This window comes from Laspinema palackyanum D2c (assembly GCF_025370875.1).
GTDB lineage: Bacteria > Cyanobacteriota > Cyanobacteriia > Cyanobacteriales > Laspinemataceae > Laspinema > Laspinema palackyanum.
Genome location: NZ_JAMXFD010000007.1, coordinates 117,941 through 122,255 on the forward strand (window position 1 = coordinate 117,941; position 4,315 = coordinate 122,255).

Sequence of the window (4,315 nt, forward strand, 5' to 3'; positions counted from 1 at the left end):
GAGCAAGAAACCGGGTTTCTGCGACAACTGTTGCAAATTATCCTAAATTGAGGAAAGAAACCCGGTTTCTGAACCCCCGGCAAAAGACCAAGAAACCGGGTTTCTGCGACAAGTGTTGCAAATTGACCTAAATTGAGGAAAGAAACCCGGTTTCTGAACCTCCGGCAAAAGACTAAGAAACCCCCGACAAAGGATTTGACGTTCCTCAAATTACCATTGAAGTGACGGCATCACAGATTATGCCCCTGAGTGACTATTTGAGAGAGGAAGCAATTTTAAGTAAATTTCACAACCTGTCAGAACATCAACAAAAACAACTAGAAGAATACCTGGATTTTCTGTTGCAAAAAGACCAAACGACTCCGGTGAATTAAGAATTTGAGGTTTTAGGGTTTGTGGGTGGGAAAAGAAACCGGGTTTCTAACCGTCTCTCTGGGGAAACCCGAAGAGTTCTCAAAGCAACCCGGTTTCTTGGAGTCGCGGGGTGGGGTACAATCGTGTTGGGGTGGTGTGGCGGTTGGGTGGCGCGAGGCTTCACCGAACCGACACCACCGAACCAAGACTCATGGAGGCAAAACGATGTCGAGTTGGCGGTCAGAGATGGTAAAATCTATGGCAGAGGCTCAACACCCTATTATTCCCCTCCCAGCCTCAGCCCCCCAGAACCTCCAACCCTCAAGTTAATGCGATATCTCATGAATGAATATTTAGACGTTTGGTTAGAAATCCTCGAAGCTAAAAAAAGAGGATTAAGCGGGAAACAAATTCATCCCATTTTCCAAAAATACCAAGACCAACTCGATCTCGATTTTGCCGAAACCGTTAGCCAATGGTTTCACTCCCAACTCGACTCCGATGAGATTGAGAAAAATAAAGACCTAGCGGGAATACTTCATGATTTTGCCATTGATATTCAGCACTTCCCATTAGGTAGTCAAGTCAATAATCTGGAAATTGCCATTGTTTCCTACCAAGCAGTCTTAGAATTTTATACACGCCCTGTTTATCCCGAATATTGGGCAAGGACGCAAATGAACTTGGCAAATACCTACTATAAACGCATCAAAGGAGAGCGATCAGAAAACCTGGAGCAGGCGATTTATGGCTATGAAGCCGCCCTGGAAGTTTTAACCCTCCGTGCTTATCCCGAATATTGGGCAACAACGCAAAATAACTTGGCAAATACCTACAAGAACCGGATCAAAGGAGAGCGAGCCGAGAACCTGGAGCGGGCGATTTCCTGCTACCGTGCGGCCTTAGAAGTGAGGACCCGCAGTGCCTATCCCGAACAATGGGCAATGACACAAAATAACTTGGCAAATGCGTACCATGACCGCATTAAAGGAGAGCGAGCCGAGAACCTGGAGCGGGCGATTTCTTACTACCGTGCGGCCTTAGAAGTGAGGACCCGCAGTGCCTATCCCGAACAATGGGCAATGACACAAAATAACTTGGCAAATGCGTACCATGACCGCATTAAAGGAGAGCGAGCCGAAAACTTGGAGCAGGCGATCGCTGGCTATGAAGCCGCCTTGGAAGTACACACTCGCAATGTCTATCCCGAACAATGGGCAATGACGCAAATGAACTTGGCAGTTGCCTACAAGAAGCGCATCCGGGGAGAACACGCCGAGAACCTGGAGCGGGCGATTTTCTACTATGAAGCCGCTTTGGAAGTAAAAACCCGCCGTGCTTATCCCGAAGATTAAGCAATTACGCCAGAAAATTTAGCCTATGCTTACATCGACCTAGGCAACCATCCCGCAGCTATTCAATATTTGAGAAATTCCCTAGAAATTTTCACCCCCTCCTCTTTCCCCTTAGACTGCCTCACCACCGGGAACCGCTCTCCTGCAACGCCTGCTGCAACAACGGGACAGCCTCCTGGCGCAAATCAACGACCCCGACTTCAACGCCTTCGCGAAGGTGCAAGTCCAACTGCCGGACTTTCGCCAACTCCTCACCCCGGAAACCGCTCTCATCGAATGGTATCTGCCCCAAGACCCGGACCTGGGAGCCTGGGCCTTCACCGTCACCCTAGACCCAGACGGCCCCCAGATCCGCGCCTACAGCTACAGCGCCGACGAACGCCACCGCCTCGACGAATTCAACCAAACCTACTTCGCCGACTACCGCCAACCCAGTTGGTACAAGGCCCTAGACCGTCGCCTGGAGGACCTCGCCGAACATCTCCACCTGTCCAGTCTGATCGCCGCCCTCCCCCAGACCTGTCAACGGCTGATTCTGATTCCCCATCTCTACCTGCACCTGTTCCCCCTCCACGCCTTATCCGTTGAACTCAACGCCCCCGCCACCCCGTTACTGGAGCGCTTTAGCCAAGGGGTCAGCTACGCCCCCAGTTGCCAAATTCTCGACTACATCCACCACCGCCCCCAACCCGCCACCCCACCCCAATTCTTCGCGGTGCAGAACCCCACCCAAGACCTCAGCTATGCCCAAATGGAGGTGGAGTTCATCCGCCCCTACTTCGACCCCAACTGCTATATCCTCACCCAGCAAGCGGCGACGAAATCCGCCCTCAATCGCCGGGAAACTCTGGAGAAACTGCGCCAGAGCCATTTTATTCATTTTGCCTGTCACGGGGGATTTGATAGCGAAAATCCCCTCAATTCCGCTGTGATTTTGGCAGGGGATACACCCCTCGAATCTGCTCCCACGGAGGAAAAACGCCAGACCCTCACCCTCCGGGATGGTCGCCGCTTCGACACGGCACAGCAAGGCTTAACCCTGGGGGAAATTTATCGCAATCTGGAAATTCCCGCCTGTCGTCTGGTGATGCTTTCGGCTTGTGAGACGGGACTAATGGGGAGTTTATTGACGGATGAATATATTGGGTTAGCCAGTGGGTTTTTGTATGCGGGAACTCCGGCTGTGGTGAGTAGTTTATGGTGTGTGGATGATTTTGCCACGGCTTGTTTGGCGATTCGTTTCTATTATGAATTGCGCCAAGATGAGCGGGTGGTGATGGCGTTACATCGATCGCAAAATTGGCTCAGACGGGTTTCGGTGGAGGGGTTTTTAGAGTGGTGTGGTCAGGGTTTGCAGATGACGGAGGAGGAGTGTGAGATGATTGATTTGAAGTTAATGGATTATGATGAGCGTTGTCCATTTGGCGATCGGCGTTATTGGTCCGCTTTTGTGGCGATCGGTTTGTAGGGAATCATGCGCGGCCCTCTCCCCAGCCCTGTCTCAGAGGGAGAGGGAGGCAGTATATGGAGGTTGGGTGAAGCGATCGCCCCATTGGTTAAATGGGCAATGACTCGTTCCCCAAACAAACAGAGTCAGGACCAACAATTCTAATTCCATAGGGCTGAAATAACCGCCAATCTTGAGGATCGTATGTATAGACTTTATATACCCCCGCAACTAAAGCAGTAGCAGCGTGTCTGGCATCGTGAATTCGACGGGCTGTAAGATTTTGAGAATCGGCAATTTCTAGCATTTTCACGCTGGCTTGAAAGTTGGTTTCTAAAACTAGAATTTGAGAAGGTTTCTCCACCAAAAGACGAACTGCTTCACTGGCGATTTTGGGGGGGTGAGGAGGTTGAGAGCCAGTCCAAGTTAAAGCTGCATAAACTTCACTTAATACTCCCACGGAAGTACAAGCAAGCAGGGTTCCGCATCGAGCAGCTTCAACGATAGGACGAGCTTCGGAATGACGCGGATCTTGATTTAGCAAAGCCCCAATAAAAATTCCCGCATCTAAAAAGACTAAATCGGTTTTACTCATGGTAAATAGCGTCTTTCCACCCTTGGGGTACATACCCCTCAAGTTTCGGTAAAGGTGGGAGTTCTAGGCTGGCTTTAATTCTCACGACTTCACTGGTAGAAACTTGTACGATCAGAGTTTCTTTTTGTCTTAATAAGCTCAAAAAATCCTCAATAGAAAGGTTTTTGATAGTTTCGAGTGTGATTGGGTGTGTGGACTCCATTTAACTAGCCTCATTTGAGTGGCGGCATCACTGGGGTTCGTATCAGTATAGCATGGTTTGTCAATTCCTGGTGAGGGGGCTTCTGCCGCGTCACGCACTCTTTCCGGCTTAAGCGCCTGTATGAAGTCTGCACCCACCCATTCATCGGGAGGTGCGGTAAGCGGAAGCTCTCCCGTAGGGAATCGCCCAAGAAGAACCCCACCTTAAAACGATTGGCTTGTAGGGGCGATTCGAGAATCGCCCGAAAAATCCACCCCTCCACCCCAAAACGATTGGCTTGTAGGGGCGATTCGAGAATCGCCCGAAAACAAACCATTTTCTGCAAAATCTACAGAGAATTGCGCCAATTTGATAGACGGGCG

The 4,315-nt window shown here is 50.3% G+C and carries 5 protein-coding genes; 3 read left to right on the forward strand and 2 right to left on the reverse strand.

The genetic code is table 11. The annotated features are described in order from the left end of the window. Window positions 1–221: 221 nt before the first annotated feature. The 3 genes from NG795_RS11320 to NG795_RS11330 all read left to right on the forward strand — a co-directional run bounded on the left by NG795_RS11320 (window position 222) and on the right by NG795_RS11330 (window position 3,177). Entirely contained in the window at window positions 222–374 is a 153-nt protein-coding gene (locus tag NG795_RS11320; RefSeq protein ID WP_367288777.1) for a hypothetical protein, read from the forward strand. A gap of 21 nt (window positions 375–395) precedes the next feature. Continuing rightward, window positions 396–1,709, forward strand: coding sequence for a tetratricopeptide repeat protein (locus NG795_RS11325; RefSeq protein ID WP_367288778.1), 1,314 nt, complete (start codon window positions 396–398; stop codon window positions 1,707–1,709). A 217-nt stretch (window positions 1,710–1,926) separates the two neighbouring features. After that, window positions 1,927–3,177, forward strand: coding sequence for a CHAT domain-containing protein (locus NG795_RS11330; RefSeq protein WP_367288779.1), 1,251 nt, complete (start codon window positions 1,927–1,929; stop codon window positions 3,175–3,177). A gap of 88 nt (window positions 3,178–3,265) precedes the next feature. Here the strand turns inward: NG795_RS11330 and NG795_RS11335 are convergent, their stop codons facing one another. Further along, entirely contained in the window at window positions 3,266–3,751 is a 486-nt protein-coding gene (locus NG795_RS11335; RefSeq protein WP_367288780.1) for a type II toxin-antitoxin system VapC family toxin, read from the reverse strand. Beyond that, window positions 3,744–3,893: a hypothetical protein gene (locus NG795_RS11340; protein ID WP_367288781.1), complete on the reverse strand. Its 150-nt coding sequence runs from the start codon at window positions 3,891–3,893 to the stop codon at window positions 3,744–3,746. The genes NG795_RS11335 and NG795_RS11340 overlap by 8 nt, the downstream gene beginning before the upstream one ends. Window positions 3,894–4,315: the final 422 nt, after the last annotated feature.

Excerpts from the sequence above, each read along its gene's own strand:
- NG795_RS11335 (WP_367288780.1), bottom strand. The coding sequence starts at position 3,751 with ATGAGTAAAACCGATTTAGTCTTTTTAGATGCGGGAATTTTTATTGGG.